The sequence below is a fragment of the Leucobacter allii genome, assembly GCF_022919155.1.
GTDB lineage: Bacteria > Actinomycetota > Actinomycetes > Actinomycetales > Microbacteriaceae > Leucobacter > Leucobacter allii.
This window is the reverse complement of record NZ_CP095045.1, coordinates 2,824,477-2,850,916: the sequence shown is the minus strand read 5'-3', so window position 1 is coordinate 2,850,916 and position 26,440 is coordinate 2,824,477. Positions and strand designations below refer to the sequence as shown.

25 protein-coding genes are annotated in these 26,440 nt (G+C 73.4%); 11 read left to right on the top strand and 14 right to left on the bottom strand.

Annotation, left to right across the window (positions count from 1 at the left end; genetic code table 11):
- The first annotated feature begins 51 nt into the window (after nt 1-51).
- Genes MUN78_RS13160 through panB form a run of 6 tightly spaced genes read left to right on the top strand, consistent with a single transcriptional unit; the run spans nt 52 to nt 4,760 of the window.
- Nucleotides 52-501, top strand: a complete 450-nt coding sequence (locus MUN78_RS13160) for an FAS1-like dehydratase domain-containing protein (RefSeq protein WP_244726998.1) — start codon at nt 52-54, stop codon at nt 499-501.
- Nucleotides 498-929 (top strand): MaoC/PaaZ C-terminal domain-containing protein, encoded by a 432-nt coding sequence (locus tag MUN78_RS13155; RefSeq protein ID WP_244726996.1) that lies wholly within the window; start codon nt 498-500, stop codon nt 927-929. The genes MUN78_RS13160 and MUN78_RS13155 overlap by 4 nt, the downstream gene beginning before the upstream one ends.
- The gene (locus tag MUN78_RS13150; protein ID WP_244726993.1) at nt 926-2,158 is read left to right on the top strand and encodes a UDP-N-acetylmuramate dehydrogenase; all 1,233 of its coding nucleotides are present in this window, start codon (nt 926-928) and stop codon (nt 2,156-2,158) included. Before MUN78_RS13155 ends, MUN78_RS13150 begins: the two co-directional genes overlap by 4 nt.
- A 7-nt stretch (nt 2,159-2,165) precedes the next feature.
- Nucleotides 2,166-2,999 (top strand): DUF2520 domain-containing protein, encoded by an 834-nt coding sequence (locus tag MUN78_RS13145; protein ID WP_244726992.1) that lies wholly within the window; start codon nt 2,166-2,168, stop codon nt 2,997-2,999.
- Entirely contained in the window at nt 2,996-3,907 is a 912-nt protein-coding gene (gene panC, locus MUN78_RS13140; protein ID WP_244726990.1) for a pantoate--beta-alanine ligase, read from the top strand. The genes MUN78_RS13145 and panC overlap by 4 nt, the downstream gene beginning before the upstream one ends.
- A 1-nt stretch (nt 3,908) precedes the next feature.
- On the top strand, nt 3,909-4,760 hold the full coding sequence (gene panB, locus MUN78_RS13135) for a 3-methyl-2-oxobutanoate hydroxymethyltransferase (protein WP_244726988.1): 852 nt from the start codon (nt 3,909-3,911) through the stop codon (nt 4,758-4,760).
- Between the two features lie 228 nt (nt 4,761-4,988).
- Here panB and MUN78_RS13130 read toward each other — a convergent pair whose 3' ends face one another.
- Both MUN78_RS13130 and MUN78_RS13125 read right to left on the bottom strand, forming a co-directional pair.
- Complete coding sequence (locus MUN78_RS13130) at nt 4,989-6,371, bottom strand: O-acetylhomoserine aminocarboxypropyltransferase/cysteine synthase family protein (protein WP_244726986.1); 1,383 nt, start codon at nt 6,369-6,371, stop codon at nt 4,989-4,991.
- On the bottom strand, nt 6,368-7,711 hold the full coding sequence (locus MUN78_RS13125) for a MalY/PatB family protein (RefSeq protein ID WP_244726985.1): 1,344 nt from the start codon (nt 7,709-7,711) through the stop codon (nt 6,368-6,370). Before MUN78_RS13125 ends, MUN78_RS13130 begins: the two co-directional genes overlap by 4 nt.
- Before the next feature lie 144 nt (nt 7,712-7,855).
- On the opposite strand from MUN78_RS13125, the gene MUN78_RS13120 reads away from it, so the two are divergent.
- A complete protein-coding gene (locus MUN78_RS13120; protein WP_244690536.1) occupies nt 7,856-9,199 on the top strand; it encodes an anaerobic C4-dicarboxylate transporter in 1,344 nt (447 codons plus the stop codon).
- Between the two features lie 22 nt (nt 9,200-9,221).
- Here MUN78_RS13120 and MUN78_RS13115 read toward each other — a convergent pair whose 3' ends face one another.
- From MUN78_RS13115 to MUN78_RS13105, 3 genes are all read right to left on the bottom strand, one after another.
- Nucleotides 9,222-10,322: an N-formylglutamate amidohydrolase gene (locus tag MUN78_RS13115; protein WP_244726983.1), complete on the bottom strand. Its 1,101-nt coding sequence runs from the start codon at nt 10,320-10,322 to the stop codon at nt 9,222-9,224.
- Between the two features lie 41 nt (nt 10,323-10,363).
- On the bottom strand, nt 10,364-11,701 hold the full coding sequence (locus tag MUN78_RS13110; RefSeq protein WP_244726981.1) for a heparan-alpha-glucosaminide N-acetyltransferase domain-containing protein: 1,338 nt from the start codon (nt 11,699-11,701) through the stop codon (nt 10,364-10,366).
- A gap of 162 nt (nt 11,702-11,863) precedes the next feature.
- Nucleotides 11,864-13,984 (bottom strand): S1 family peptidase, encoded by a 2,121-nt coding sequence (locus MUN78_RS13105; protein WP_244726979.1) that lies wholly within the window; start codon nt 13,982-13,984, stop codon nt 11,864-11,866.
- A gap of 422 nt (nt 13,985-14,406) precedes the next feature.
- Between MUN78_RS13105 and MUN78_RS13100 the strand changes: the two genes are divergently transcribed.
- Nucleotides 14,407-14,706, top strand: a complete 300-nt coding sequence (locus MUN78_RS13100; RefSeq protein WP_244726977.1) for an META domain-containing protein — start codon at nt 14,407-14,409, stop codon at nt 14,704-14,706.
- A gap of 25 nt (nt 14,707-14,731) precedes the next feature.
- On the opposite strand, the gene MUN78_RS13095 is transcribed toward MUN78_RS13100, so the two are convergent.
- Nucleotides 14,732-15,214: an ATP-dependent zinc protease family protein gene (locus MUN78_RS13095; RefSeq protein ID WP_255821009.1), complete on the bottom strand. Its 483-nt coding sequence runs from the start codon at nt 15,212-15,214 to the stop codon at nt 14,732-14,734.
- A 25-nt stretch (nt 15,215-15,239) separates the two neighbouring features.
- Between MUN78_RS13095 and MUN78_RS13090 the strand changes: the two genes are divergently transcribed.
- Entirely contained in the window at nt 15,240-16,433 is a 1,194-nt protein-coding gene (locus MUN78_RS13090; RefSeq protein ID WP_244690524.1) for a RimK family alpha-L-glutamate ligase, read from the top strand.
- A 15-nt stretch (nt 16,434-16,448) separates the two neighbouring features.
- Here MUN78_RS13090 and MUN78_RS13085 read toward each other — a convergent pair whose 3' ends face one another.
- The 3 genes from MUN78_RS13085 to MUN78_RS13075 all read right to left on the bottom strand — a co-directional run bounded on the left by MUN78_RS13085 (nt 16,449) and on the right by MUN78_RS13075 (nt 19,052).
- The gene (locus tag MUN78_RS13085) at nt 16,449-17,180 is read right to left on the bottom strand and encodes a YceI family protein (protein ID WP_244726975.1); all 732 of its coding nucleotides are present in this window, start codon (nt 17,178-17,180) and stop codon (nt 16,449-16,451) included.
- 207 nt (nt 17,181-17,387) lie between these two features.
- A complete protein-coding gene (locus MUN78_RS13080) occupies nt 17,388-18,344 on the bottom strand; it encodes a diacylglycerol/lipid kinase family protein (protein WP_244726973.1) in 957 nt (318 codons plus the stop codon).
- Nucleotides 18,345-18,476: 132 nt separating this feature from the next.
- Nucleotides 18,477-19,052, bottom strand: coding sequence for a hypothetical protein (locus MUN78_RS13075; RefSeq protein WP_244726972.1), 576 nt, complete (start codon nt 19,050-19,052; stop codon nt 18,477-18,479).
- Between the two features lie 71 nt (nt 19,053-19,123).
- Between MUN78_RS13075 and MUN78_RS13070 the strand changes: the two genes are divergently transcribed.
- Nucleotides 19,124-20,770, top strand: a complete 1,647-nt coding sequence (locus MUN78_RS13070) for a deoxyguanosinetriphosphate triphosphohydrolase family protein (protein ID WP_244726970.1) — start codon at nt 19,124-19,126, stop codon at nt 20,768-20,770.
- Nucleotides 20,767-21,402, top strand: coding sequence for a class II aldolase/adducin family protein (locus MUN78_RS13065; RefSeq protein ID WP_244726968.1), 636 nt, complete (start codon nt 20,767-20,769; stop codon nt 21,400-21,402). The genes MUN78_RS13070 and MUN78_RS13065 overlap by 4 nt, the downstream gene beginning before the upstream one ends.
- A 133-nt stretch (nt 21,403-21,535) precedes the next feature.
- Here MUN78_RS13065 and MUN78_RS13060 read toward each other — a convergent pair whose 3' ends face one another.
- The 5 genes from MUN78_RS13060 to MUN78_RS13040 all read right to left on the bottom strand — a co-directional run bounded on the left by MUN78_RS13060 (nt 21,536) and on the right by MUN78_RS13040 (nt 26,385).
- Nucleotides 21,536-22,252, bottom strand: coding sequence for an NUDIX hydrolase (locus tag MUN78_RS13060; RefSeq protein ID WP_244726966.1), 717 nt, complete (start codon nt 22,250-22,252; stop codon nt 21,536-21,538).
- Between the two features lie 16 nt (nt 22,253-22,268).
- A complete protein-coding gene (locus tag MUN78_RS13055; RefSeq protein ID WP_244690512.1) occupies nt 22,269-22,547 on the bottom strand; it encodes a hypothetical protein in 279 nt (92 codons plus the stop codon).
- A 14-nt stretch (nt 22,548-22,561) separates the two neighbouring features.
- Nucleotides 22,562-24,190 carry an acyl-CoA carboxylase subunit beta gene (locus MUN78_RS13050; protein ID WP_244690510.1) on the bottom strand — a complete coding sequence of 543 codons (1,629 nt, stop codon included), beginning with the start codon at nt 24,188-24,190 and terminating at the stop codon, nt 22,562-22,564.
- A gap of 97 nt (nt 24,191-24,287) precedes the next feature.
- Nucleotides 24,288-25,604, bottom strand: a complete 1,317-nt coding sequence (locus MUN78_RS13045) for a coiled-coil domain-containing protein (RefSeq protein ID WP_244726964.1) — start codon at nt 25,602-25,604, stop codon at nt 24,288-24,290.
- 46 nt (nt 25,605-25,650) lie between these two features.
- Nucleotides 25,651-26,385, bottom strand: coding sequence for a PspA/IM30 family protein (locus MUN78_RS13040; RefSeq protein WP_244690507.1), 735 nt, complete (start codon nt 26,383-26,385; stop codon nt 25,651-25,653).
- Between the last annotated feature and the right edge of the window lie 55 nt (nt 26,386-26,440).

Below are 26,440 nucleotides of genomic sequence, written 5' to 3'. Positions count from 1 at the left end.
GTGCAAACGGTCGGACCACCCCGCGGCACGCCCGCTCTGTAGACTGGCGGCGTGGTGAATGCAGAGATCCAGGGCCGGGTGTACCCCCCGACCGCTCCCTACCTCGTCGGCCGCGAGAAGGTGCGCGAGTTCGCGCGCGCCGTGCTCAGCGCGTCGCCGATCCACCTCGACCCCGCGGCCGCCCGCGACGCCGGGTACTCGGACGTCGTGGCGCCCCCGACCTTCGTCGTGGTGGTGCAGGAGTCGACGCTCGCGCAGCTGCTCGCCGACGAGGACGCCGGAGTCGATTTCTCCCGCGTCGTGCACGGCGACCAGCGGTTCAGCTACTCGCGACCGATCGTGGCCGGGGACGAGCTCACCGCGACGCTCACCATCGCCGCGGTGAAGCAGCTCGGAGGCCACTCGATGGTCACGGCGTCCAGCGACATCGTCGACGCGGCCGGCGCCCACGTGGTGACCGCGATCTCCACGCTCGTGGTCCGCGGGGAGGAGGCGGCATGAGCGCGTTCGAGAGCCTCGAGACCGGAGCCGTCGTCGCCGAGCGCGAGCTGACGCTCACCCGCGACCGGCTCGTCCGCTACGCGGGCGCCTCGGGCGACTTCAACCCGATCCACTACCGCGACGACGTCGCGGCCGACGTCGGACTGCCCGGCGTGCTCGCGCACGGCATGCTCACGATGGGCGTCGCGGGATCCGTCGCGACCGACTGGCTCGCCGAGACCTTCGGAGGAGCGGCGAGCGTGCGGGATTTCCAGTCCCGTTTCACCCGCCCGGTCCCCGTCGGCGCCGAGGTCGGGGCGGTGCTCGCGGTCACGGCGACCGTCGGCGCGATCGACGCCGAGGCCCGCACGGCTCGGATCGACCTGAAGGTCGTCTTCGACGGCGCCACGGTCCTCGGCAAGGCGCAGCTCGTGGCCGCGTTCGCATGACCGACGCGACGCCGTCCTTCCCCGACATCGTCCCCGAGCCGATCGGCGACGGGACCCCGCTCGCCGAGCTCACCACGATGCGCGTGGGCGGCCGCGCGGAGCGGATCCTCGTCGCCCGCAGCGGCGAGGATCTCGTCTCTCGCGCGCTGGAGCTCTGGGAGGCGGGCGAGCCGTGGCTGCTCCTCGGGGGCGGCTCGAACACCGTCGTCCACGACGACGGCTTCCCCGGCACCGTGCTGCTCGTGCGGAATACGGGCGCGGCCCCGATCGCCGATCCGGACCTCGCGCCGGGGCGGATCCGGCTGCGCGTGCAGGCCGGACACGACTGGGATCACCTCGTGGCCGCCTGCGTCGACCGCGGCTGGTCGGGTGTCGAGGCGCTCTCGGGGATTCCCGGCCTCGCCGGCGCCGCCCCCGTGCAGAATATCGGCGCGTACGGGCAGGAGCTCTCCGACGTGCTCCACTCCATCGAGTTCCTCGACCGCGAGCTCGGCGAGGTGCGCCGCATCCCGGCCGCGGAGCTCGGGCTGGGCTACCGCGACTCGGCTATCAAGCAGGGGATGGCGGGCGTCGTGCTCTCGATCGATCTGCTGCTCGCCGACGGCGCCGCGGAGTCCGCGGGCGCCCGCGGGGACGCGGGCGGGGACGCGGAGGCGCCGATCCTCTCGGCGCCCGTGTTCTACGGTCAGCTCGCCGACGCCCTCGGCGTCACGGTCGGCGACCGCGTGCCGATCCGGGAGCTGCGCAGTTCGGTGCTGCGGCTGCGCGCCTCCAAGGGGATGGTGCTCGACCCGGAGGATCACGACAGCTGGAGCTCCGGCTCCTTCTTCACGAACCCCATCGTGAGCGAGCACTTCGCCCGGACGCTGCCGGAGGGCGCGCCGCGCTTCCCCGTGCAGCCCGCGGGACGCGCCGAGGAGGGACCCGCCGTGACGAGCTTCGCGGAGCTCGCGATGGGGCACCCCCTCCGGATCCCCGCGCCGGCGCCGGAACGGCAGGTGAAGCTCTCGGCGGCGTGGCTCATCGAGCACGCCGGCGTGCGCCATGGATTCCGTCTGCCCGGCTCGGGGGCCGCGATCTCCGACAAGCACACGCTCGCGATCACGAACCGCGGGGCGGCGACCGCCGACGACGTCGCCCAGCTCGCCCGCTTCGTCGTGCAGCGGGTGCAGCAGGAGTTCGGCGTGATCCTGGCTCCCGAGCCGAACCTCTACGGGCTCGAGCTCTAGCCCGATCATGCGCATCCGTATCGTCGGACGGGGCCGCATGGGGGCGGCGCTCGCGGCCGCGCTCGTCGCCGCGGGGGCGGACGTCGCCGCGCCGGCGGGGCGCGGCTGGGACTGGCCGAGCGAGGGCGCGCCGCCCGACGCGATCCTGCTCGCCGTGCCCGACGCGGCGATCGCCGATGCGGCGGCGCGCCTCACGCCGGGTCCGTTCGTCGGGCACTGCTCCGGCATCACGACCCTCGCCCCGCTCGCCCCGCACGCCGCGTTCTCGCTGCATCCGCTGCTCAGCGTGACCGAGGGGGGCGGTGTGACCGGCGGTCACAGCGTGACCGAGGGGGTCGGCGCCGGTGTCTTCGCCGGGGCGCACGCCGCAGTGGACGGCGCGAGCCCCGAGGCGCTCGCCGTCGCCGAGCGGTTGGCGGCGCTCCTCGGGCTCACCACGTTTCGCGTCGAGGACCGCGACCGGGCCGCATACCACGCCGCGGCCTCGGTCTCCGCGAACTTCCTCGTGGTGCTCGAGGACCTGGCCGAGCGGCTCGCGGCGTCGGCCGGAGTGCCCCGCGCCGCGCTCCTGCCGCTCGCCGGGGCCGCGCTGCGCAACTGGGCGGGGGCGGGCGGTTCGCGGGCGCTCACCGGGCCGATCGCCCGTGGCGACGAGGGAACGGTCGCCCGTCAGCTGACGGCCGTCCGCGAGCGCCTGCCCGAGGACGCGTCCCTCGTGGACGCGCTCGTCGCCGCGACGCGCCGCCTGGCCGCACGGCGCGATCCCGGGCCGAACGATCCGGAGCGCGCCGATCCCGCAGCCGGAACCACCGGATCCCGACCTCCCGAGGAGCAGCCGTGAAGATCGTCCGCACCGTCGCCGCACTGCGGGCCGAGCTCCGGGAGGCGCGCGCCGTGCGCCCCGCCGCGACCGTCGGTCTCGTGCCCACCATGGGAGCGCTGCACGAGGGGCACCTCTCGCTCGTCCGGGCCGCGCGCCGGAACGACGACGTCGTGGTGATGTCGATCTTCGTGAACCCGACGCAGTTCACGGAGGCCGCCGATCTCGCGGCCTATCCGCGGCAGGAGGCGGGGGATACCGCGCTCGCGGAGCGGGCCGGCGTCGATCTCCTCTTCGCCCCGGAGGCCGCCGAGATGTACCGCGAGGGGCATGCGACCGGCGTGCACGTGGAGGGACCGCTCACCGCGACCCTCGAGGGCGCCGTGCGCGGTTCGGCGCACTTCGACGGGATGGCGACCATCGTCACGAAGCTGCTGCTCGCCGCGCTCCCCGACGCCGCCTACTTCGGGGAGAAGGACGCCCAGCAGCTGCGCGTCGTGCGGCGGATGGTCGCCGATCTCGGGATCCCGACCCGCATCGTCGGCTGCCCGACCTCGCGGGACGACGACGGTCTCGCGCGCTCGAGCCGCAACGTGAGGCTCAGCCCCGAGGAGCGCTCGCGGGCGCTCGCGATCCCGCGGGCGCTCGAGGCCATCGCGTCCGCCGCGCTGCTCGGGGAGACCCGCACCGCGGAGCTCTTCGCGCGGGGCGAGGAGATCCTCATCGCCTCGGGCGTCTCGGCCGAGTACCTGGCATTCGTCGACCCCGACAGCTTCGCGCCGCGCGAACGGCTCGACGGCCCGGTGCTGTGCGCGGTCGCCGCGCGGGTCGGCGAGGTCCGGCTCATCGACAACGTCCTCCTCGGCGCCGGCGCGACGGCCGACTCCGATGCCGAGACGATCCCCCGCACACCGACGAAGGAGCCCTGACATGACCCGCATCTCCATCCCGCAGCTCCTCGAGAAGCAGGCCGCGGGCGAAGCCATCGTGATGGTCACCGCCTACGACCATCCGGGCGCGCGCGCCGCCGAGCGCGCGGGCGTCGACATGGTGCTCGTCGGCGACTCGGGCGCGCAGGTCGTGCTCGGCTACGATGCGACGGTGCCCGTGACGACGGACGAGATGCTCGTGCTCGCGCGCGCGGTGCGCCGCGGCACCGAAACCGCCTTCGTCGTCTGCGACCTCCCGTTCGGCGCGACCGAGGAATCCGACGCGCAGGCCGTCGCGAGCTCCGTGCGCTTCCTGAAGGAGGCGGGCGCCGATGCGGTGAAGCTCGAGGGCGGCAACGCCTCGCGTCTGAGCCGCATCCGCGCCATCGTCGAGGCGGGCATCCCCGTGGTCGGGCACATCGGCCTCACTCCGCAGACGGCGACGGCCCTCGGCGGGCTGCGGGCGCAGGGGCGCACCACCGCGAGCGCCGAACGGCTCGTCGCCGAGGCGCTCGGCGTCGAGGCGGCCGGTGCCTTCTGCCTCGTCGTCGAGGCGGTGCCCGCCGAGCTCACTGCGGTGCTGCGCGAGGCGCTCGCGATCCCGATCATCGGCATCGGCGCGGGAGACGCGGACGGGCAGGTGCTCGTGCTGCACGACCTGCTCGGCATCACGGAGGGCCGCGCCGCGAAGTTCGTGAAGCGCTACGCCGCGATCGGCGACGACATGGCGACCGCGGTGGCGGCGTACGCGGCCGAGGTCCGCTCGCGCGCGTTCCCCGGTCCGGAGCACGGCTACGCCGCGAGCGAGGAGGCCGTGGCGGCGGCCCGCGCCGCGCTCCCCGGCGCCCGCTGATCCCGCGCCGCGCCCGTCCCACTCCACCCCGTCCCGCCCCACCCGTTTGCCCCATCCCGCCCTGACCCCGCTCCTCGCACGTCAGTCGTTGCGACTTCGCCGCCCGCCAAGTCGCAACGACTGACGTGCGAGTGAGCCGGGGGAGGGATGGGAGGGTCGGGTGGGACGCGGTGAGCGGGAGGAAGGTGAGCGGGAGGAAGGTGAGCGGGAGGCGGGCGGGGAGCCGGGCTAGCGGGCGGCGACCCGGTCGAGGCCGGCGCGGAGATCGCGGATCAGATCGTCCGCGGACTCGAGCCCGACGGAGAGCCGGAGCAGGCCGGGCCCGATCCCGAGCCGCTCGCTGATCTCGGGCGCGAAGCTCGCGTGCGTCGAGGTGAGCGGGTGGATCACCATGGAGCGGGTGTCGCCGATGCCGGTCATCCGGGAGAACACCCGGAGCCCGTTCACGAAGGCGCGGGCGCCCTCGATGCCGCCGCGGACGGTGACCCCGAAGACGGAGCCCGTGCGGCCGCCGTAGTCCCGCTGCGCGATGCCGTGCAGGGGGTGCGCGGGGAGCCCGGCGTAGTCCACCGAGTCGACCTCGGGCTGCGCCTCGAGCCACGCCGCGATCGCGAGCGAGGAGTCGACGTGCCGCTCCATGCGGAGCGACAGCGTCTCCATGCCCTGGTGCAGCAGGAAGCCGTTGAAGGGGGAGAGCGCGGGGCCGATGTCGTTGACGACGGCCTCGCGCACGGCGCGCGCGTAGGCGCCGGCGCCGAAGCGGTCGAGCATCGACCCCAGCCCGGGTCGGGGCGCCGCGGTGATGAGTGGGTAGGATCGGCCGGCGCGTTCGGCGGCCTCCCAGTCGAAGCGCCCCCCGTCGACGATCGCACCGCCCACCGCGGCGCCGTGCCCGGTGAGGAACTTCGTGGTGGAGTGCACGACGATGTCGGCGCCGTGCTCGAAGGGGCGGATGAGCGCGGGCGTGCCGACGGTGTTGTCGACGACGAGCGGCAGCCGGTGGCGCGCAGCGACCTCCGCGATGCGCCGGAGGTCGGTGACGTCGTTGCGCGGGTTCGGGATCGTCTCGGCGTAGATCGCCTGGGTGTTCGGATGGATGGCGCGCTCCCACTCGGCGTCGTCGTCCGCGTCCCAGACGTAGTCGACGTCGATCCCGAAGCGCTGGAAGCTGCGCCCGAAGAGGATCCGCGTGCCGCCGTAGATGGAGGCGGTCGAGACGATGCGGTCGCCGTGCTGGGCGAGCGCGAACAGCGCGGAGGAGATCGCGGCCTGACCGCTCGAGACGGCGACCGCCACGGTGCCGCCCTCGAGGGAGGCGAGCCGCTCCTCGGCGACCGCGTTCGTGGGATTGCCCTGGCGGGAGTAGATCGCTCCGGGCGTGGCGGCCGCGTCCCCGGGGAAGGCGCCGCCTGGCCGCGCCGGGGTGCCCGCGAAGCGCTCCACCTGATCGTCGAAGTCCTCGAAGACGTACCCGGCGGACAGCGCGATCGGGGGCACGCGCAGCCCGGTGTTCCGATCCGGGTACTCGCCGGCGTGCACCTGGCGGGTATCGAACGCGAAGCCCTCCCAGTCGGTGATGGGGGCGGCGGGCTCGAGGGCGGAGGAGGTCATCGTGCGGACTCCGGATCGGTGACGGTCGGGGCGTCGAGGGGATCGGCGACGCGGGCGGGAGCGGGATCGGCGACGCGGTCGGCAGCGGGGGCGCGATCGGCAGCGGTCGCGGCCGGCGTGCCCGGCAGGATCGCCGCGATGCGGTCGATCGCGCGCCGGATCGTGTCGGGGGCGCAGGCGAGGTTCAGCCGGACGTGGCCGGCGCCGCCCGCGCCGAAGTGCGCCCCGTCGTTTAGCGCCACGCGCGCCTCGTGGAGGATCCGGGAGCAGGGGTCGGCGCCGAGCCCGGCGTCGCGGAAGTCGAGCCAGGCGAGGTAGCCGGCGCGGGGCCGTGTGTAGCGGACGCCGGGCAGCCGCTCGGCCACGAGCCCGGCGAGCAGCCGGTCGTTCGCCTCGAACTGCGCGACGGCCCGGTCGAGCCAGTCGCGGGCGTCCCGGAATGCGGCGACCCCGGCGTGGAGGCCGAGGATGCTCGAGCGGCACGCGACCTCCGGGGGCAGCGCGCGGAGCGTCGCGTTCGCGCGGTCGTCTGCGGCCACGAGCACCGAGCACTTCGTCCCGGCGAGGTTCCAGCCCTTGCTCGCCGAGGTCGCGGTCACGGACAGCGCCCCGGCGGCCGCGGCGAGCGGGGCGAAGGGGGTGAAAGCGACGCCGGCGAAGCTCAGGGGCGCGTGGATCTCGTCCGAGACGACGAGCACGTCGTGCGCCGCGGCGAGCCGTGCGAGCTCCGCGAGCTCCTCCGAGGCATGCACGAGTCCGTGGGGGTTGTGCGGATTGCACAGCAGGAAGGCGTCGATGCCGGGCGCCTCGGCGAAGGCGCGGGCGATCGCGGGGAGGTCGAGCCGGACGCGGGGCGCGCCGTCGTCCCCCGAGCGCTCCGCCAGCGGGATCTCGACGACCTCGAACGGCACCTCGTCCAGCATCTCGAAGAAGCTCGGGTACGCCGGCGTCGGCACGATGATCCGGCCGCCGCGCGGCAGGAACGCGCGCAGCGACTCCACGATGCCCGTCGCGACGTCCGTGGCGAGGTGGATCCGCTCCGCCGGCACGTCCCAGCCCCAGCGATCACGCGCGAACCCGGCGAAGGCCGGCGCGAGCCCCCCGGGCCCGTCGAGATAGCCGGTGTCCGAGGCCCGCACCCGGTCGACGATGGCCTGCTGCACGACCCCGGCGACGGGGAAGTCCATCTCCGCGACGAACAGCGGCAGCACGTCCTCGGGGAATCGGCGCCACTTGATGCTGCTGCGCTCCGCCCGCAGGCGCTCCGGCGCGAGCTCCGCGAACGGTACCCCGCCGGGATCGCGCTCGGCGTCGGGGAGGGGACAGGCGGGGTCGGTCATGCCCCCCATGATCCCGCGGGCGCGTCCGCCGCGCGAACCGCCCGGTAAAGCGGCGTCACACTCGAAAGGCTATGCGCGGCGCCGGGATCTGGTTACGCTGACGGGGAACGCATCGGTCGGGGACCGGGGGACTGGGGGACGCGGATGGAAACGGCGCTGTTCATCACCGAGCTGCTGGTCGTGCTCGGGTGCATCGTGATGGGGACGCGGTCGAGCGGGGTGGGACTCGGCCTGTGGGGCGGCACGGGCGTGGCGATCCTCGTCTTCGTGTTCCGCCTGGCGCCGGGGGATCCGCCCGTCGACGCGCTGCTCATCGTGCTCGTCGTCGTGCTTGCCTCCTCGATGATGCAGGCGGCGGGCGGCATCGACTGGATGGTGTCGATCGCGGCGAAGCTCATCGCGCGCAGTCCGAAGCAGATCACGCTCGTCGCACCGCTCGTCTCGTTCCTGTTCTCGGTCGGCGCCGGCACCTCGAACATCCTCTACCCGCTGCTCCCCGTGATCCAGGACCTGGCCTACCGCAACGGGATCCGGCCGTCGCGGCCCCTGTCGCTCTCGGTCGTCTCCACGGGCGTCGCGCTCGCCTGCAGCCCGGTCTCGGCGGCGATGGCGGCGATGGTGACGCTCACGGACACGGCGCCGTGGAACTTCGAGCTCATCGACATCCTCAAGGTCACGATCCCCGCCGCGATCGTCGGCATCGTGATCTCGAGCTTCGTGGTGAACCGCCTCGGGAAGGACATCGCGGACGATCCCGAGATCCAGAAGCGAATCGCCTCGGGCGAGCTCGAGGCGCCGCACGCCGACGCGCAGGAGGTGCGCGCCGCGGTCACGGTCACGTCAGCGGGGCGGAACGCGGCGATCGTGTTCCTGCTCGGCGTGGCCGCGATCGTGGTCTTCGGCCTGTTCAAGGGACTCCGCCCGCTCGACGCGGCGGGCGACCCCATCAGCATGACGCCGATCATCGAGGTGGTGATGTTCGTCGCCGGCACGCTCATCCTGCTGATCTCGCGCCCGAAGGTGGCGGAGATCCCGACGATGACGGTGTTCCGGGCCGGCATGGTCTCGGCGATCGCGCTCTTCGGCCTCGCCTGGCTCACCGACACCTTCCTCGGGGCGCACACCGATCTCATCGCGGACGGCGTCGGCGGGCTCGTCACGGCGGCGCCGTGGATCTTCGCGCTCGGCGTCTTCCTCGTGTGCGTGCTCACGACCAGCCAGTCGACGGCGACCCGGACGATCGTGCCGATCGGGCTCGCGGCCGGGATCCCGCTCGGGCTGCTCTCGGGCATGTGGGCGGGCGCCTTCGCCGGCATCTACCTGCTGCCGACCAACGGCTCGCAGATCGCGGCGGCGAACTTCGACACCTCGGGCAGCACGAAGCTCGGCACGAAGCTCGTCGACCACTCCTTCTTCGTGCCGACGCTCGTGCTGGCGGTCGCGACCATCGCGGTCGGCGCCCTGTTCGGCGTGATCTGGGGCGGCTGAGCCCGACGGGATCCGAGGCGCGTCAGCCGCGTACGGCGTCCCAGGCGCGCCGGCAGGCGTGGGCGAGGGCGTCGACGCGAGCCGGATCCTCGGACACCCACTCCGTGCCAGGCTCGTGCAGTTCGGCCGTCGCGGCGGGGCCGAGCAGGTACTCGCGGAGGAACTCGGCCTGCACGGCGCCGAGGCGGAGCCCGGCGGCCTCGGCCTCACCGGCGATGGCGCGGAAGCGGCGACCGTCCGCGAGGATCTCCTGGCTGCCGAGATACGGCCGGTTCAGGGCCACCGCCGCGGGATCCTCGACCGCGAAGCCCGCGCGATGCGCCTCCGCGAGCGCGCGGAGCGCCGCGGGGTCCAGGGTGGGCGGATCGGCGGCCGCGCCCTCGGGCAGGGCGCGCGCCTCGCCGCGGGCGTCGCCGCGGTTGGAGAGCGCGACCACCGCGGGCAGGCGGTCCGCCTCGGCCCTCGCGACGTTCACCGCGCCGTCGCGCGTCGTCGTCGTGTTCATGGTGTCGTGGAACGAGAGCCGCGTGAAGACCCCGCCGTGCGCGAGCCCCTGTGCGACGAAGCGCTCGGTGAGGGCGTCGCGGGTGCGCTCGTAGACCTCGAGCCCCTGGGCGGCCGCGGCGGCGAAGGCGTCGACGAGGCGCGCGAGTCCGTCCGCGCTCCGAGGGATCTCGAGGATCGGGAAGAACGAGAAGGTGACGGGGCGGATCGCGTCGACGCCGGCGAGGTCGACCGGCTGCCAGGGCCCCGCGTCGCGCACGCGCTCGATGGCGGCGGCGAGATCGGCGCGCACGTCCGCGGGCTTGGCGCGGTTCGGGTCGCGCACGAGGCGGGGGTGCGGGTTGACGACCGCGACGATGCGCGGGTCGATCTCGGCCCAGCGCCGCACCACGGCCGCCGTGGCGACGTCGCTGAAGTCGTATTGCAGCCGCCGGGTGAGCTCGGGGGAGAGGAACTCCGCGAGCTCCTCGGGGATCGCCGCGCCCGAGTGCGGGGTGCTCACGAGCAGATCGGCGTCGCGGATCGCGTCCTCGAGCGAGCGCGCCTCGGGCTCCGCGTAGTGCGTGATCTGCTCGGGCGTGAAGACGGTGCCGGCGGGGATGAGATCGAGCTCGCTCATGTCGCCCAGCGTAGTGACGCGCGGGCGCCGAGGGTAGCCCCTCACGGGCGGACGACGAGCCGGACCGTGCCGGAGAGGAGCGCCTCCAGCGGACCCCGTTTGCCGAGGGCCGCGAGCAGCGCGCCGATCGCGAGCGCCCCCGCGAGGTGCAGGGCGAAGGCTCCGGTGCCGGCCACCCACCAGGGGAAGCCGTCGGCGAAGGCGGTCGGATCGGTCATCAACGGCCCGAGCAGCCACCCGGTGACGAGCACGTGCAGGGTGTAGATGGTGAGCGGGGCCGCGCCCGCGGCGCGCACCGGCTCGAGGAGGCGGGCACCGGCGCCCCCGGGGGCGCAGGGGGCGCGGGGGCCCGACCGCGGCGCGTCGCGGTCGCACAGCAGGACCAGCAACCCGATGATCGCGCAGGCGATGCCTGCCGTGCGGAGGATGTCCATCGGCGAGCCCGAATGCGGGATCGCCAGTAGCTGCGCCCACAGCTCCGCCGAGGGCGGCGCGCCGTGCGCCGATTCCATGAGCCGCTCCGCCGCCTCGGCGGAGAGACGCCCGTCCGAGGACGGGTCCGCGCCGAGCGACCCGAGCGATCCGAGCACGCCGAGCGCGCCGACCGGATCGCCGAGCAGTCGCGCGGGCATTGCGGCGAGCACCGCCGCGGATGCCGCGTGGGCGAGCGCGGCGAGCACCGCGCCTCCGACGGCGAGCAGGCTCGCGTCCCGCGCGAGGCGCCGGCGCCGGCCCGCCGCGACGAGGAGCCGGCCGACGAGCACGCCGATGAGCAGGTACGCCGCCCAGGTGATCGCCGGATAGATGCCGGTGATGAGGAGCGCGCGGACGGCCTCGCCGGCGTCCGTCGAGAAGGTGTCGAAGGAGACCGCACGGCCCTCGTAATCGGCGACGCGGAGTCCGAGCCGCACGGCGGCGTTCACGGCGCCGCCGGCGGCGGTGAGCGCCGCGATCACGACGCCGATCACCCAGCCGCGCGCCGCGATGAGCGGGGCGACGAGGATCATCGCCGTGCCGTAGTAGGCGAGCACGACCACGACCGGGTTCTCGATCTGCCCGAGCAGCAGTCCGAGGAGGAGGAGCAGGACCCCGCGGACCGCGACCGCGGCGATCGCGCTCCCCGGGCGCCGATCCCGCAGCAGGCCGCCCGTCGCGAACACGGAGCTGACGCCGCCGAGCACCGCGAAGAGCGGCGCCGCGATGCCCTCCGTGAGCGCGTTCGCGACGTCCGCGGCGGCCTGGGCCGAGGGGGTGATGGCCGGATCCCACTCGACGATCGTGACGAGGTGGGCCGCCATCATGCCCGCGATCGCGAGGAAGCGCGCGAGATCGACGCCGATGAAGCGGGCGCGGCCGGCCGGCGGGGCGGGGAGGGTCATGCGCCCCAGCCTGGCGGACCGCGCTGGATGGATGCTGCGGGCGCGCGGAGGATTCGGATGCGCGGAGGATCGGTGCCGCGGAGGTCCGGGTGCAACGACGGCGGCCCCCGACTCGGTGAGTCGGGGGCCGCCGTCTTCCTCAGTGCTGAGGCGCGTCGAGGATCAGACCTCGCTCGCCTTCAGACGCCGCGCCGCGAAGGCGATCGCGCCGCCGCCGAGCACGAGCATGCCGAGCGCCGTCAGCGTGTACGGCAGCAGGTCGATGCCGCCCGTGACGGGGAGCTGCGAGCCCGGGCCGCCCGGGTTCGCCGGGTTGCTCGGATTCGTCGGATCGCTCGGGGTGGTGGGCGTGGTCGGGTCCGTCGGATCGGTCGGCGTCGTGGACGCCGCCTCGACCGTGAAGACGAGCTGCGCCGCGGCGGAGCTCACGCCGTTGTAGGCCTGGACGACCTCGACGGAGTAGGTGCCCGCGCCGAGGGCGCCGAGGCTCTCGGTCCATGCGCCGTCATCTCCGACCTCGGCCTGGGCGACGACCGCGGCCTCGCTGCCGGAGGCGGCGGCGCCGTTGATCGTCAGGCTCGTCTCGGCGCCGGCGAGGCCGGTGCCCGAGAGCTCACTGGGCGCCTCGGCGTTCGCGAAGGTCTGACCCGGCTCGATCGAGGTGATCTTCGGGGCCGCGGGGGCCACGGTGATCGTGCCGTTGGCCTCAGGCGAGGTCTCGCCCTCGAGCTCCTGGACGGCGGTGACGACGTTCTCGCCGATGCCGAAGCTCACGTCGGCGATCGACCAGGTGCCGTCATCGCCGACCTCCGCGGTCCAGATGTCGTTCACGGTGACGGTGGCGCCGGCGAGGCCGGTGCCGGTGAGGTCGATGGTCGCCTCGGTCTCGCCCTCGGCGGCCGCCACGGACTGCGCCCCGACGGTCGGCTTCGCGATGGTCTCGTCGACGGTGAAGGTGAACTCGGTCGCATCCGAGGCGCTGTAGCCGTTCGTCGCGACGAGATCCCAGGTGTAGGTCCCCTCGGCCTCGGGGGCCTGCAGCGTGACCTCGCCGTCGGCGGGCACGGTCTCGCCCGAGGACGGGCCGGTCTGCACGTTCAGATCGGTCGCGTTGTCGGCGACGGAGACGACGATGTCGTCACCGGGCTCGACGGTCGCGCCGTTGCTCGGGCTCTGCACGACGGGGGCGTCGATGTCGATGGCGACGGAGTAGCCGCCGGGCACCTGCTCGAGCGCGTCGGCCAGGCGGGTGTACCAGGCCCAGTCGTCGCCCTGCGGGGGCGCCTCTTCGGGGCCTCCGGAGACCACGCCGACCGCCTGGTCGCCCTGGAAGACCGAGCCGCCGGAGTCGCCGTGGTCGGTGAGCGCGCCGCCGAGGAAGCCGTGGACCCACTTGCCCGAGATCTGCATGTAGCCGTCGAGGATCTCGGTCGGGTACGTGTTGCCGTCGGTGTAGAGGAGCTCGAGCTCGGTGCTGCCCTCGGTCACGCCGCTCGTGCGGCCCGACTTGGAGACGGAGCCGGAGACCGGGTCGGAGACGCCCTTGATCGGGGTCGTCGACGCGGCGAGGTCGTCGCTGCTCGCGCTCGTCCAGTCGGTGACCTCGGGGTGCAGCGTGAGGTCGTCGTTCGTGATGTCGATCACGGCGATGTCGGTCGAGGTGGGGTCGTTCTCGGCGCCGTTGGTGTTGCCCGGGCCGCCGAACTGGGAGAAGCCGAAGACGCCGGCGATGCCGGTGCCGTTGGACTCGTAGCCCTCGCCGCCCACGGCGGGCTCGGTGGAGGGCTTCGAGAGGCCGAGCTCGGTCATGGCGCCGTCGCTCGAGCAGTGGCCCGCCGTGATGAGCGCGGGATCGCCCGAGCCGTTGAAGCCGGTGAAGCCGATCGAGCAGGCGCCGACGTAGCCGTCGCCCACATCGCCGATGTAGCCGGCGCCGCCGACGACGTCGGTCGCGGCGTCGGCGACGGCAGCGCCCACGAGCGCGACCTTCTCGACGCCGTTCTCGGCGGCGATGGCGTCGATCGCCGCGGCGTCGGACTGGAGCGCGGCGTTCACGAGCACGACGGCCTCGCCGTTCGTCGTGGCGCCGTAGCCGACGACGCTGTCGTCGCCCTTCTCCTGCTGGATGTCGGCGGCGGCGGCGGATGCCAGGGCCGTCGGATCCTGCGTGGTACTTGCCTCAGGCGCCGCGGTATCCTCGGCCATCGCCGGTGCGGCGATGAAGAGGCTTCCGAGACCCAGAGCTGCTGCTGCGCCGAGCGCGAGCGGACGACGTTTCGTCACTGGCTGTCCCCCAGGGTGGTGTGTGGATCGCATGATGTCATCGGCCGCCGCGAGAATGCCTGGGCCGGTGCGCACGTTCCCCGCACGCCTCCAGCTCACTCACAGGACCGCGTCCCAACGTAACCCGGATCCTGGCATCCCGCAATCTTCGGACCCCTGTATTACGGTCCGGTAACGGTCGAAAACCCCGATGTCGGAGTGATTCGAGAAGTTTCCACGAGATCCGCATCTTCCCTCGATACGATGCGGATATGGGTGGAACAGCATGGGGGAGTCGGCGCCGGCGCAGCGCTCTGTTCGCGGGCGCCTGCGCCCTCTGCCTGGGTGTCATTCTGACATCCTGCACAAGCTTCACCGAGGGTATTCGGGGGGAAAGCCCGAGTAATTCCGGGGCTGGTTCATCTGAAGTGGAGGGCGGAGTCATGGGAAACGTTCAGGAAGACATCGTCGGCACCTGGCGTTCCGAGGAGCCGGGCGCGCCGGAGCTCACCTTCGCGGAGGACGGCGCGGTCAGCGGCACCGACGGCTGCAATCGGATCGTGAGCCGGTACACCGTGGCGGAGGACCGCGCGGTCATCGAGGCCTTCGCGACGACGAAGATGGCCTGCCAGGGGGTCGACACCTGGCTCGGCGCGGCGAGCGAGGCGGTGCCGGACGGCACGGAGCTGCAGATCCTGAACTCCGGGGGCGATGCGATCGGCGTGCTCGAGCGCGTCGAGTGACGAGGCGCCGGGAGCGCCCGGCGGATCAGCCGCCGAGACCGCGGTTGCGCCTGCGAACCGCCCGCGGCGGCCGGCCGCCGCGGAACGAGGAGTCGGAGTCGACGACGTAGCCCTGCCGCAGCGCCTCGCGGCCGATGAGCATCCGGAACACCATCTCCTCCCGGTCCGTCAGCGTCAGCTCGGCCTCGATCTCGCGGCCGACGAGACCGATGGTCGCGAGCACCACGGGGCGCAGCTGCGCGTGGCCGGAGGAGCTCCGCACCGTGCGGTGATCGTGGACGGGGAGCTCGACGGGCACCGCCTCGTCCTCCGTGAACTGCCAGGGCTGCACGAGGAAGCGCACCCACGGCGCCCCGTCGCGCTCGAACTCGGCGATCTCCGTCGCGTGCAGCGCGGAGGTCTGGGCGCCGGTGTCGATCTTGGCCTTGATCCACGGCACGCCGATTCCGGGCAGGCTCACCCATTCCCGCCACCCGGTGAGAGTGCTTGAATGGTCGGGTACGTTCACGCATCTATCTTGGCAGGAGTTCAGGGTGAAGCTCGCGATTCTTTCGCGCTCTCCGCAGGCGTATTCCACGCAGCGGCTCCAGGCGGCGGCCGCGCAGCGCGGGCACGCGGCGCGCGTGCTCAACACGCTGCGGTTCTCCATCGATCTCGCGGGCGATGAGCCCGACCTGCTGTACCGCGGCAAGCGACTGAGCGACTACGACGCCGTGCTGCCGCGCATCGGCAGCTCCATCACCTACTTCGGCACCGCGGTCGTGCGCCAGTTCGAGCAGATGGACGTCTACACGCCCAACACGGCCGGCGGTATCTCCAACGCCCGCGACAAGCTGCGCGCCACCCAGATCCTCTCCCGGCACCACATCGAGATGCCCGCGACGGCGTTCGTGCGCAACCGCGCCGACGTGCGGCCCGCGATCGAGAGCGTCGGCGGGGCCCCCGTCGTCATCAAGCTGCTCGAGGGGACCCAGGGCATCGGCGTGATCCTCGCCCCGCAGGTGAAGGTGGCCGAGGCGATCATCGAGACCCTCCACTCCACGCGCCAGAACGTGCTGATCCAGCGCTTCGTCGCCGAGAGCCGCGGCCGCGATGTGCGGGCGCTCGTGGTGGGCGACCGGGTCGTCGCGGCGATGCGCCGCATCGCCTCGGGCGACGAGTTCCGCTCGAACGTGCACCGCGGCGGCACCGTCGAGGCCGTGCAGCTCGAGCCCGCCTACGAGCAGGCTGCGGTGCGCGCGGCCCAGATCATGGGCCTGCGGGTCGCCGGGGTCGACATGCTCGAGGGGGAGGAGGGGCCGCTGGTGATGGAGGTCAACTCCTCACCCGGGCTGCAGGGCATCGAGTCGGCGACGGGACTCGACGTGGCCGGCGCGATCATCGACTACATCGCCGGCCAGGTCGACTTCCCCGAGATCGACCTCAGGCAGCGGCTCACCGTCTCCACCGGCTACGGGGTGGCGGAGCTCACCATGCACGGCTCGGAGCATGTGGGGAGGACGCTCGGGGAACTCGGGCTCTGGGAGCGCGACGTCACCGTGCTCACCCTGCACCGCGGCGTCGAGGTGATCCCGAACCCCCGCAAGCACGTGGTGCTCGAGGCGGAGGACCGACTGCTGTGCTTCGGGCTGCTCGAGGAGATGCGCTCGATGCTGCCCGAGAAGCGGCGCCGGCGCGCCCGGGTGCGCAAGCTCCCGAAGGATGCGCAGGAGCTCGCCGACGGCTAGCGGCGCGACGCGTGGCTACGCCTGCGCGGCGACGAGCTGGAACTCGACGGATCCCGTGTCCTCGACGGAGACGAAGCCCAGGTTCGGCGCCTCGACGCCGAAATCGGAGAATGCGATGGGGATCGCGCCCGCGATCTCCGCGGTCTCGCCGTCGCTGCGCACCTCGACAGAGAACGTCACGGGCTGCGTCGTTCCGGCGATCGTGAGGTCGCCGCTCGCCTCGGCGGTCACCGTATCGCCGGCGGCGGGGGCGGCGTCGAGGGCGACGGGCGAGGTGAGGACGAAGCTCGCCTCGGGGAACCGGCTCGTGTCGATCGCCTGCGAGCGGAAGTAGGAGTCGCGCTGCGCGCTGTCCGTGGCGATCGACGCCACGTCGACCGTCAGCTCGGCGGACTCGAGCGTCAGCCCGTCCTCGCCGATGGCGAAGCTGCCGGTCACCTCCTCGGTGCGGCCCGTGACGGTGACGTCGGTCCCGTTGAGCACCTCCTCCACGCGGTAGCCGGCCTCGGAGCCGTCCGCGACCTCCCAGTCTCCCGCGAGCAGCGCGGGGTCGAGCGCATCGCCGGCGCCGGTCTCCGCCGCATCCCCGGCCTCGAGGGTCGACTCGTCCGCGGAGAGGGTCGGGGCCTCGGCCGCGGGCGCGGCGATGAAATCGCGGTACACGATCGGACCGGCGATGGCGGCGGCCACGCCGAGGGCGAGGATGCCGGCGCCGGCGCCGATGAGGATCTTCTGGGACTTCTTCACGGGGAGGCTCCTTGGAGTCGGGGCGGACGCCCGCGGAAGCGGGCCGATCGTGGGAACTCCAGCCTGGCAAGCCCGACCATGAGATTCGTCTGCGGGAGTCGGGAGAATGCTGGGAGCGCGCGAGCATCGGCGCACGCGCGGCGCCGCGCTCCGTGCGCCTCGCGACGATCCCGGTGCGGACGGGGCGCCGTCCCGGTGCTCCGGCCGTCAGCGCACGCGCAGCGCGCTCGGCAGGATTGAGACGGAGAACGCCTCGACCTCGCCGACCTCGTCGCCGTCGATCTCGAAGCGCCGCGGTTCGGGGAGCTCGATGCGCACGTCGCGGGCGCGCAGGTGCTCCGTGCTGGCCGAGCTCTCCGCGTCGCGCTCGCCGCCGGAGACGAGCCGCTTGAGGCCGTTGTCCCACACCATGTTGCGCACCGTGTCGAGCCAGCCGCCGACGTCGTCGGCGCGGAGGACGAGCAGATCCAGTTCGCCGTCATCGGGCGAGGCGTCGGGCAGCAGGGTGAAGCCGCCCTGCAGGGTGCCGCAATTGGCGACGAGCAGGGTGTGGGCGCGCTCGTGCTCCGCGGGCCGCCCGTCGAGGCTCACGGTGAACCCGACGACCTCGGTGCCGGAGGCCGCGCGCCCGAGCGATTCGATGTAGGCGAGCCACCCGGCCTTCGCCTTCAGCTCGTCGTCGGTCTCCGCGATCATCTGCGCGTCGATCCCGAAGCCGACCATCACGACGAAGCCCTGGCGCTCCTCCCCGCCGTCCGCGGTCGCGAAGCGCACCTCCCCGAGGTCGAGCGGCGACGCCGTGCCGGTCAGCACCCGGTCGAAGGCCGCCCGCGCGTCCCCGAGGGGGACGTCGAGGTTGCGCGCCAGGAGGTTCCCGGTGCCGAGCGGCACGATGCCGAGCTCGGCCGCCGGGCTCCCGGACTCGCCGAGCCGCTCGGCGACCGCGCGCACGGTGCCGTCTCCGCCGGCGGCGACGATCACCCCGCAGCCGTCGCCGAGCGCCCGCTCGGCGGCGCCGCGCCCGGGATCCTCCTCCGAGGTCGCGTACCAGCCGGTGCTCGCCGGCGGTTGCGGCGCGGATGCGCGCGCCGTCTCGTAGGCGGCGCGCAGCTCCTCCTCCGCGATCTTGGACGGATTCCAGACGATGCCGATGCGGTCGTTCACGGTGCCTCCTCAGGACGGGTGCGGGGCGGGGTCGGTCTGGGGCGATCTGGGTCGGCGCCGGTCTGGGTCGGCGCCGGTCTGGATCGGAGCCGGGCGGGATCGGTGCCGGGCGGGATCGGTGCGGGGCGCGACTCAGAGCGCGGCGAGCAGCGCCTTCCAGTGCGCGCGCCACGCCTCGATGCGCGCGCCGTCGGCGAGGCCGTCCTGGCTCACGGCGAGGATCGTGCGGTCGTCGCCCTTCGGCGTGGCGGAGACCTCGACGCGGCCGGCGCCCTCGAGGGGGAAGCGCCAGAAGCTGCGCTTCTCGGTGCGGGACGGTCGCGGCTCGCCCGCGGTGTGGCCGAGGTGGGTGCCGAGCGCGCCGTGCGCCGCGACCCACGCCTCGATCGCGGCGTCGCGATCGAGCGGGAGGGTGCGGCTCGCGCTCACCCGGAAGTCGCCGGAGGAGGACTGGCCGGGTACGCGCAGGCCGGCGTGCTGCTCGTAGGCGATGGCGGCCGCCTGCGCCCACCAGTCCGGGTTCTCGAGCGCCGCGGGCATCCCGTCCCGCGCGATCCGTGCGATCTCGGTGTGCCCGGCGGTGGCGGCACCGTGCGCCGCGAAGTGCGCGAGCCAGGACTCCCAGGAGCGGCCCGTCGCGCGTTCGAGGCTGGGAATGCTCCCGGCGCGCGTGCGGTTGCCCGACCCGGCTCCGCCCGTTCCCGTCATCGCAACCTCCCTCGTCTCCCGTCAGTGTAGCCGCGGCGCAGCGGTCCCGCGGGGAATGGTTGAATAGGGGCATGACGGCTGCGGAGGATCACTGGAGAGACGGTTCGGAGCCCCGGGAGGCCCGCAGCTACGTCGAGCACGTCACCTCGCAGCATCGCCTCGACGGGGTCGCCGACACCGAGGGCCGCTCGCCGAACGCGCGCGATCCGCGCGAGTACCGCATCGATCTCGAGCGCATCCGCTTCTCCTCGTACTTCGCGCGGCTGTCCGACGTCACGCAGGTCGTCCCGCAGTCGGGCGTCGGACCGGTGATGCACAACCGACTGACCCACTCCCTCAAGGTGAGCGCCGTGGCGCGCGTCATCGCCGCCCAGCTCGCGGGCCGTGAGGCCAGGCATCGCGCCCACCTGCGCGGGGAGACCGCCGTGGACGACGAGACGGGGGCGATCGTCGCCCGGCTCGGCGGCTGCGACACCATCGTGGCGCAGGCGGCCGCGCACGCGCACGATCTCGGGCATCCGCCGTTCGGCCATCTCGGCGAGCGGGTGCTCGACCGCGTATCCCGCGAACGGCTCGGCCTGCCCGAGGGCTTCGAGGGCAACGCGCAGAGCTTCCGCATCCTCACGCGCCTCGACACGCTCGGCCGCGAGTTCCCCGGGCTCAATCTCACGGCGGCCACGCGCGCGGCCACCCTGAAGTACCCGTGGACCCGCGGCGCCTGGATCGGGGTCGACGATTCGGCCAGGCCCGTGGCCGACCGCCCGCGCGGCGTCGGCATCGATCCCGCTGCCGGCGCCGAGAAGTTCTCCGCCTACGCGATCGATGCCGACGAGATGGAGTCGGCGCTCGCCGCCTTCCCGCGGATCGAGCGCGGCATGCAGACGGTGGAGTGCGCCGTGATGGACCTCGCAGACGACATCGCCTACGCCGTGCACGATCTCGACGACTTCGCCCGCGCCGGCGTGCTGCAGCAGGCGAACATCACGGGCGAGCTGCGCACGTGGCTCGACGCCGAGCGGACCTTCGCAGACGAGGGCATCGAGCAGCTGGCCGCCTCGTGGCGGGCGCCGGGGCACGCGCTCGAGCTCCTATGGCGGCGGCTGCGGATGAAGGACGCGTGGATCGCCGATCGCGGCGCCTTCATCGACGCGGTGTCGCGCGTGAGCGCCGACATCGGCGACTCGCTCCTCGCCGCCCCCTACGACGGCGGCATCGACAGCGAGCGCGCCGTCTCCGACTTCACCCGGCGCTGGATCGAGCACCTGCGCACCTCGATCGTCGTCGAGGAGCGGCCGCACGTGCGCAGCGGCCACGTGCGGCTCGACCGGCAGGCCTGGCACGAGGTCATGGTGCTCAAGTTCGTGCACGCCCACTTCGTGCTCGAGCGCCCCGAGCTCGGCCTGCCGCAGCGGGGACGCGCGAAGATCGTCGAGCAGCTCGCGCTCGGCTTCGACGCGTGGCTCGCCGATCCCGATGACGCCGGGCGCGCTCCCCGCAGGCTCCTCGAATGGGCGGAGCACGCGACGGAGGAGACCTTCGCCGTCCGCCGCGAGCGCCCCGAGATGCTCGTCGGCGACACGAGCGACGCCGGGCTGCGGCGCCAGGGCCGCAGCCGCGCCATCCTCGACTACGTGGCCGCGCTGAGCGATCAGCAGGCCGTGACCACGCACCGCGCCCTCATCGGCGGGGCCGGCATCGACGAGAGGGAGTGGCAGTGACGCACGGACGGGACCGGGACGCGCTGGTCGAGGAGCTCATCGCGGTCGGCCGCGACGCGGTCGGGCGCGGACTGGTGCTCGCGAGCGCCGGGAACCTCTCGGCGCGCATCTCGGAGACGGAGTTCGTCGTGTCGGGGAGCGGCACCTGGCTCGACCGGCTCGTCCCCGAGGACTTCGCGGTCCTGTCCCTCGACGACGCCGAGACGGGGGTGGCCCGCGACGGCGGAGCGAAGCCGTCGAGCGAGTGGAAGCTGCACCACCGCGCGTACCGGGCGCGGCCCGACATCGCGACGGTGCTGCACCTGCACCCCCGCACCGCGGTCGTGCTCGCGAGCCTCGGCAAGAAGATCCGGCTGCTCACCCTCGACCACGCCTACTACCTGGGTTCCATCGGGGTCACGCCGTTCTACCACAACGGCACGGACGAGCTCGCCGACACGGCCGCCGAGCAGCTGCGCGCGCACGACGTCGTCGTCATGCGGCACCACGGCTGCTCGGTCGTCGCCGACACGGTCGAGATGGCGTACCGGCGCGCCCTGAACCTCGAGGACGCCGCGCAGGCGACCGCGCTCGCCCTGCAGCTCGGCGACGCCGGCACGGTGTTCCCGGCCGACGGCGCCGCGCACGCGTAGCCGGCTCGCGCGGAGGCCGTCGCCTTGGCGTCTCCGCTCGCGCGGACGGGCGCCCTCCGCGCGCCGCCCTCCGCGCGCCGCCCTCCGCGCGCCGCCCTCCGCGCGCCGCCCTCCCCGCGGCGTCCTCGGCCGCTCAGGCCTCGATCGGGAACTCGCGGGAGGCGTCCCACGCGAGCGACCAGCCGAGGCGGTCGAAGAGGGAGGCGAGCAGGATCCCCGTGAACCCCCAGACCACCCCGCCGTCGAAGCGCGATCCGAGCGCGAACGCGGGCCCGCGGTGGCGGAAGCCGTCCCGATCGAGCACCGAGGTGCCGCGCGCGGCGGGATCGAGGAGCTCCGCCACCGGCACCCGGAAGACGTCGACGGACTCGGCCGCGTCCGCGGCGACCGGGCTCGGCGAGCGCCACCAGCCGAGCACCGGGGTGACGATGTTGTCGCTCACGGGGAGCGGCACCTCGGGCAGCGTTCCGAGCACCTCGACCCCCGTCGGGTCGAGCCCGGTCTCCTCCTCCGCCTCGCGCAGCGCGGTGGCGACGAGATCCGCGTCGCCGGGCTCCCGGCCCCCGCCGGGGAAGGCGATCTGTCCGGGGTGGTGGCGCATGCCGGGCGCGCGGCGGGTCAGCAGCACGTCGAGCTCGTCGGGGACGGCGGAGACCGAGGCCGCCGCGTCGATCCGATCGAGCGCGCCGAAGAGGATGAGCACTGCCGAACGACGGGCCCGCCGTCCCGCGGGGATCCGCGTCCGCAGCCCCGCGGGCGCGCCGCCGAGCGGGTCCCCGGCGTGCATGAGCGCGCGCAGATCCGCGAGCGCCGCCGGCGACGCGGCGCGATCCCGTTCTAAGGGGGTCATGGCCGTCCCGTCGCGCTCAACCCTCGGAGAGGAGCTCCGAGATGCCCTCGGGCACCCGCTGCGAGCGCGCCCAGGGCTCCCGGTCCCGACGCGCCACGCGCTTCACGCGCCGCGTCTCCTCGCTGCGCACCCGTGTGAGGACCGCGATCACCGCGGCGCGCTCCTCGGCGCTCACCTCGCGGGTGACGAAGGCGATGTCCTCGCCGTGGATCGCGTCGTCCGCGGGGCCGAGCTCCTCGCGCTTCGCGGCGTCGCGGGCGGCGGCGTCCGGAGGAGTGCTGGTGTCGTCCGTCATCGTGTCCCTCTCGGCTACAGCGGGATATTGCCGTGCTTCTTGGCCGGCTGCTCGGTGCGCTTGCCGCGCAGACCGCGCAGCGCCTTGATGACGGCGAGCCGGCTGCCGGCGGGCTCGAGCACGTTGTCGAGCTCGCCGCGCTCGGCGGCGAGGAAGGGCGAGGTGACGTCGGCCGTGTACTGCGCCGTGAGCTCGGCGCGCAGCGCCTCGACGTCCTCGCCGCGCTCGGCGGCGGCCGCGAGCTCCTTGCGGTAGAGGATGTTCACGGCGCCGGCGCCGCCCATGACGGCGATCTCCGCGGTCGGCCAGGCGATGTTGAAGTCGGCGCCCATCTGCTTGGACCCCATCACGATGTAGGCGCCGCCGTAGGCCTTTCGGGTGATGATGGTCACGAGCGGCACGGTGGCCTCGGCGTAGGCGTAGAGGAGCTTCGCGCCGCGGCGGATGACCCCCTGGAGCTCCTGGTCGGTGCCCGGGAGATAGCCGGGCACGTCCACGAGCGTGAGGATCGGAATCGAGAACGCGTCGCAGAACCGCACGAAGCGCGCCGCCTTCTCGCTCGCGTCGATGTTGAGGGTTCCGGCCATCTGCGCCGGCTGATTCGCGACGATGCCCACCGTGCGGCCCTCGACGCGGCCGAAGCCGATGAGCATGTTCGGAGCGAACAGGGGCTGCACCTCGAGGAAGTCCCCGCCGTCGAGGATCGCCTCGATGACGGTCTTCATGTCGTAGGGCTGGCTCGGGCTGTCCGGGATGAGCGAGTTCAGGCGGCGGTCGGCCGCCGTGATCTCGAGGGCCGTGTCGCTGTCGTAGACGGGAGCCTCGGCGAGGTTGTTGTCGGGCAGATAGCTGATGAGGGTGCGCGCGTAGTCGAGGGCGTCGAGCTCGTCGCTCGCGAGGTAGTGGGAGACCCCGCTCGTCTTGTTATGGGTGAGGGCGCCGCCGAGCTCCTCGAAGCCGACGTCCTCGCCCGTCACGGTCTTGATGACGTCGGGGCCGGTGACGAACATGTGGCTCGTCTTGTCGACCATGATCACGAAGTCGGTGAGGGCGGGGGAGTAGACCGCGCCCCCCGCGGAGGGCCCCATCACGATGGAGATCTGCGGGATCACGCCCGAGCACATGGTGTTCAGGCGGAAGATCTTGGCGTAGTTGGAGAGCGCGACGACGCCCTCCTGGATGCGCGCGCCGCCCGAGTCGAGGATGCCGAGGAGCGGCGCCCCGGTCTTCAGCGCGAACTCCATCGCCTTCACGATCTTCTCGCCGGCGACCTCGCCGAGCGAACCGCCGAAGGTGGTGAAATCCTGGGAGAAGACGACGACCTGCCGGCCGTGGATCGTGCCGGCTCCGGTGACGACCGCGTCGCCGAACGGCCGGGAGGCCTCCATGCCGAAGCCGTGGGTGCGGTGCTTCACGTACTTGTCGAACTCCACGAAGGAGCCGGGATCGAGGAGCGCCGCGATCCGCTCCCGCGCCGTCATCTTGCCGCGCGGATGCTGCTTCGCGGCGGCGGCGGCATCGCGATCGCCGACGGCCTCCTGGTACTTCCGGCGGTGGTCGGCGATCCGCCCCGCGGTGGTCGCCGGATCGGGGGCGTGCACGGGCGTCTCGGGCGCTGCCGCGGGGGCGTTGTCTCCAGTCACGCATGCCAGCCTAGCGCGGGCACCATGCCCCGGTCCTCCGAACCTCTCCAACGGAAACCGCATTCCTTGGTCGGAACCCTACGAAGCGGCGATCCGCTCAATCGAAGATGTCATCGAGCAGCCCGCCGAGGATCACCCCGCCGATCACGGGGCCGAGGATACTCCCCGCCCCGCCCCCGCCGCCCCGGCCGCCGGGGCCCGGCCGGCCGCCGCCCCAGCCCCAGTCGTCGTCATCGGGCCTGGCGGAATCGATGTCGCGCTGGGCGAGGCGCAGTGCGTCGTCGGCCAGCCCAGAGATGCGGCGGGCGAGGCGCAGCGCCTCGTCCCTGGCCTCCTCGGCGGTCGGCATCGCCGCGAGCTCGCCGCGCAGCCGGCGCGCCTCGGCGAGGCGCGTGCGGGCGTCCGCGCCGATCCAGCCGCGGTGCCCCTCGATGAGCCCGGAGGCGACGCCGATCGCGTGATCCGCCGCGGCGACCGCGTGCTGCACCTGCTCGACCGGTACGACGGGACGGTTGGCCCGCTCCCTGGCCGCATCGAGGGCGGCGTTCGCCGCCGAGACGACGGCGAGGTCGGCGAAGGGATCCCGGCGCTGCGAGCTCGCCGTCTCGGCGAGCTCGGCCTCGAGCCGGGCGATGGCCGCCTCGACCTCGGGGGTGCGCCGCTCGCCGCGCGCCGCGACGAGGTCGCCGCGGGAGTCCTCCACGACCTCGGCGAGCGTGGTCTGGGTGCGCAGCGCCTCGATCTCGAAGCCGTCGACGCCGTCGAGGATCGAGCCCGCCCGGCGCACGGTCTCGGTGGCGGACTCGAGCGCGAGCATGGCGTCCTCGGGTTTCCCCGCGGCGGCGCGGCGCTCCGAGAGCTCCGCCGACTGGAGGGCGAAGTCGAGGAGCTGCTCGGCGTCGCCCGAGGTCATGCGCACGCGCTGCAGCGCCTCGGGCGTGTAGCGCTCGGCGAGCCGGTCCAGCGTCGCGCGGGCCTCGGGGAGGCGCTCGCGCAGCGCCGCGATGTCGGCGCGCAGCCGGTGCAGGATCTCGGGGGCGCGGCGGATCCGCTCGATCTTCGCCTGGAGCGCGCTCGTGCGCTCGTCGAGCACCGATTCGGCCCACTCGCACAGCTGCACGATGCGGGCGTTGCGGGTGCGCAGCTCCTCGGGCGTGTCGGGGAGGTGATCGTGGTTCAGCTGATGCAGCTGGAACGCCTCCGTCATGTGCTCCCGCACCGAGGCGAGGCCGACGCGGAGCTCTGCCGTCGCGGCGTCGCCGAGCTCCGCGGAGGCGAAGGCGAGTTCATCGCCCGTCGTGCGGATCCGTTCGTCCGCGGCGATGAGCGCCGCCCGGGCCCGCCGCGACAGCTCGGTATCCGCCGCGTCCTCCCGCTGCTGCTCGGCGCGATCGCGGCGTCCCCAGAATCCCACCTGTCCCTCTGCCCCTTCGTCTGCGGTGCGGCCGGTCGCGCGGGTCCTAGCGGCCGATCGCGGGGGCGGAGCCGCCGGCCTTCAGGGCGGCGAGGCGCGCCTCGACCTCGGTCACGGCCTCGAAGTTCTCGAGTTCGTTGAACTGCGCGTCGAGGCTCGAGGCGGCGATCTCCTGCTTGCCCCGCGCGAGCGCCTCCTGCCGGCGGATCTTCTCCTCGAAGCGGCCGAGATCGCTCGTGGGGTCGAGCACGTCGATCGACTTCACGGCGTCGGCCACCTTGTTCTGGGCCTCGGCGGTCTTCGCGCGGGCCACGAGCTCGGCCCGCTTCGCCTGCAGCTGCTGCAGTTTGTCCTTCATGCCGTTCAGCCCGGACTTCAGCTTCTCGGTGACCTCCTGCTGCGCGGAGATGGTGGGCTCGGCGGCGCGCGCCTCCTGCTCGGCGGTGATCTGGCGCTGCAGGGCCACCTTCGCGAGGTTGTCGAACTTGTCCGCGTCGACCGTGTTGCCCGCCGCGCGCATCTCGTCGGCCTTCGAGCTCGCCGCGAGGGCCTTCCGGCCCCACTCGCCCGCGGTGCGCACGTCCTCCTGGTAGTCCTGCTCGATGAGGCGCAGGTTGCCGATGGTCTCCGCGATGGCCGACTCGGCGTCGGCGATGTTGTTCGTGTAGTCGCGGATGAGCTGGTCGATCATCTTCTCGGGATCCTCGGCGGAATCGAGGAGCGAGTTGATGTTCGCTCGGATGAGGGTGGAGATGCGACCGAGGATGGACTGCTTCGACATGCTGGGTTCCTTTCGCCGGAGCGGGTGGGATGAGTGTATGGACTGGGTCTTTGAA

Excerpts from the sequence above, each read along its gene's own strand:
- MUN78_RS13120 (WP_244690536.1), top strand. The coding sequence starts at position 7,856 with ATGGAAACGGCGCTGTTCATCACCGAGCTGCTGGTCGTGCTCGGGTGC.
- MUN78_RS13100 (WP_244726977.1), top strand. The coding sequence starts at position 14,407 with ATGGGAAACGTTCAGGAAGACATCGTCGGCACCTGGCGTTCCGAGGAG.
- MUN78_RS13040 (WP_244690507.1), bottom strand. The coding sequence starts at position 26,385 with ATGTCGAAGCAGTCCATCCTCGGTCGCATCTCCACCCTCATCCGAGCG.
- MUN78_RS13110 (WP_244726981.1), bottom strand. The coding sequence starts at position 11,701 with ATGACCCTCCCCGCCCCGCCGGCCGGCCGCGCCCGCTTCATCGGCGTC.
- panB (WP_244726988.1), top strand. The coding sequence starts at position 3,909 with ATGACCCGCATCTCCATCCCGCAGCTCCTCGAGAAGCAGGCCGCGGGC.
- MUN78_RS13075 (WP_244726972.1), bottom strand. The coding sequence starts at position 19,052 with ATGACGGGAACGGGCGGAGCCGGGTCGGGCAACCGCACGCGCGCCGGG.
- MUN78_RS13060 (WP_244726966.1), bottom strand. The coding sequence starts at position 22,252 with ATGACCCCCTTAGAACGGGATCGCGCCGCGTCGCCGGCGGCGCTCGCG.
- MUN78_RS13115 (WP_244726983.1), bottom strand. The coding sequence starts at position 10,322 with ATGAGCGAGCTCGATCTCATCCCCGCCGGCACCGTCTTCACGCCCGAG.
- MUN78_RS13055 (WP_244690512.1), bottom strand. The coding sequence starts at position 22,547 with ATGACGGACGACACCAGCACTCCTCCGGACGCCGCCGCCCGCGACGCC.
- MUN78_RS13155 (WP_244726996.1), top strand. The coding sequence starts at position 498 with ATGAGCGCGTTCGAGAGCCTCGAGACCGGAGCCGTCGTCGCCGAGCGC.
- MUN78_RS13070 (WP_244726970.1), top strand. The coding sequence starts at position 19,124 with ATGACGGCTGCGGAGGATCACTGGAGAGACGGTTCGGAGCCCCGGGAG.
- MUN78_RS13150 (WP_244726993.1), top strand. The coding sequence starts at position 926 with ATGACCGACGCGACGCCGTCCTTCCCCGACATCGTCCCCGAGCCGATC.
- MUN78_RS13130 (WP_244726986.1), bottom strand. The coding sequence starts at position 6,371 with ATGACCTCCTCCGCCCTCGAGCCCGCCGCCCCCATCACCGACTGGGAG.
- MUN78_RS13145 (WP_244726992.1), top strand. The coding sequence starts at position 2,166 with ATGCGCATCCGTATCGTCGGACGGGGCCGCATGGGGGCGGCGCTCGCG.
- MUN78_RS13125 (WP_244726985.1), bottom strand. The coding sequence starts at position 7,711 with ATGACCGACCCCGCCTGTCCCCTCCCCGACGCCGAGCGCGATCCCGGC.